The 1806-nt window shown below is 64.5% G+C and carries 2 protein-coding genes; both read right to left on the bottom strand.

The genetic code is table 11. From position 1 onward, the window contains the following. Positions 1-1059: ABC transporter permease (locus EN994_RS29680; protein WP_164746336.1), on the bottom strand; the 1059-nt coding region annotated here is incomplete at its 3' end. Next, on the bottom strand, positions 1056-1806 hold a 751-nt coding region (locus EN994_RS29675), incomplete at its 5' end, for an ATP-binding cassette domain-containing protein (RefSeq protein WP_127308065.1). The genes EN994_RS29680 and EN994_RS29675, both read right to left, overlap by 4 nt.

The raw sequence follows: 1806 nt of genomic DNA, 5'->3' as shown, positions 1-1806 counted from the left end.
GACCAGACGTATGCGGTAGTGGATGAGCGTGTCGCAGCCGAGCACGAAGAACAAAAGCATGCCCTGGAACACCCGCGCCACCTTGTCGGAGATGCCGAGCGCGCTCTGCACTGCTTCGCCGCCGAGATAGGTCAGTGCCAGCACCAGTCCGGCGGCAACGATGCCAAGCGGGTTGAGACGGCCGAGGAACGCCACGATGATGGTGGTGAAGCCGTAGCCGGGCGAAATGACGGGCTGCAGCTGGCCGATGGCGCCCGAGACCTCCGAGATGCCGGCAAGTCCCGCCAGCGCGCCCGACAGCAGGAAGGCAAAGAACACCATCCGGTTGAGGCCGAAGCCGGCGAAGCGTCCTGCCCGCGGGCTCGAGCCCAGCACGCGCACCTCGAAACCTTTCAGCATGCGGCTCATCAGGATCCAGACCAGCACCGCGGCGACCAGCGCGAAGACAAAACCCCAGTTTGCCCGTCCGGCATCCGGCATCAGTTCCGGCAACACGGCCGAATCGTTGAACTGGATGGTCTGCGGGAAGCCATGGCCCTGCGGATCGCGCCAGGGGCCGCGCACCAGCCAGTCAAGGAAAAGTTGCGCGACATAGACCAGCATCAGGCTGGTCAGGATCTCGTTGGTGCCGAAGCGCGTCTTGAGCAGAGCCGGGATCGCCGCATAGGCCGCACCTCCGACCATGCCGAGCAACAGCATCAACGGCAGCACCAGCGGGCCTTCGAACTGCGGAAACAGTACTGGAAGCATCGAGCCAACGATGCCGCCGAGGATGAACTGGCCTTCGGCGCCGATGTTCCAGATGTTGGCCTTGTAGCAAACCGACAGGCCGACAGCGATCAGGATGAGCGGCGCGGCCTTGATCGCCAGCTCATGCAACTGCCAGATTTGGCTGATCGGCTCGATGAAATAGATGTTGAACGCAGTCAGCGGATTGACGCCGAGCAGTGCGAACATGACGGCCCCGGCAATGATGGTCAGCGCGAAAGCGATGAACGGCGACAGGGCCGAAAACAGCATGGAGCGCTGCGGGCGTTTGACGAGTTCGAGGCGCATCATGCCGTCTCCAACGTGTGTTCGGCGTGACCGGGTTCGGCGCCACCCATCAGCAAGCCGACCTTCTCGAAGGTCGCTTCGGCGATCGGCATCGGCTTCGACAACTCGCCATTGTGCATGACCGCGATCGCATCCGAGATCTCGAACAGCTCGTCGAGATCCTGGCTGATCACCAGCACCGCTGATCCGCTGCGCGACAACTCGATCAAGGCCTGGCGGATGTGGGCGGCAGCGCCCGCATCGACGCCCCAGGTCGGCTGGTTCACCACCATGACGCTTGGCCGGCGGTCGAGTTCGCGGCCGACGATGAATTTCTGCAGATTGCCGCCCGAAAGAGCCGCGGCCTCCGGATCCGGCGCGCTCTTGCGCACGTCCATCGCCTCGATGATGCGTTGGGACGCGGCCTGGATGGCGGCGCTCTTGACCATTCCGCCGGAACCGACGAACGCCTTGCCGTCGGTGGCATGGCGCGACAGCAGCAGGTTTTCGGAAAGCTTCATGCGCGGTGCGGCACCGTGGCCGAGGCGCTCCTCCGGCACGAAGGCAGCGCCCAGCAGGCGCCGTCCGGTGATGGTGAGGCTTCCCGAATCCTTGCCGCGAATGCGCACCGAGGCGGCATCCTGCTGCAGCACTTCGCCCGAAACGGATTCGAAGAACTCGCCCTGACCATTGCCGGCGACGCCGGCGATGCCGATCACCTCGCCGGCGCGGACGTTCAGGTTGATGCCCTTGAGCGGGATCGAGAACGGC

It is taken from the genome of Mesorhizobium sp. M7A.F.Ca.CA.002.09.1.1, from assembly GCF_003998555.1.
Lineage (GTDB): Bacteria > Pseudomonadota > Alphaproteobacteria > Rhizobiales > Rhizobiaceae > Mesorhizobium > Mesorhizobium ciceri.
This window is presented reverse-complemented; position numbering and strand designations above follow the sequence as displayed.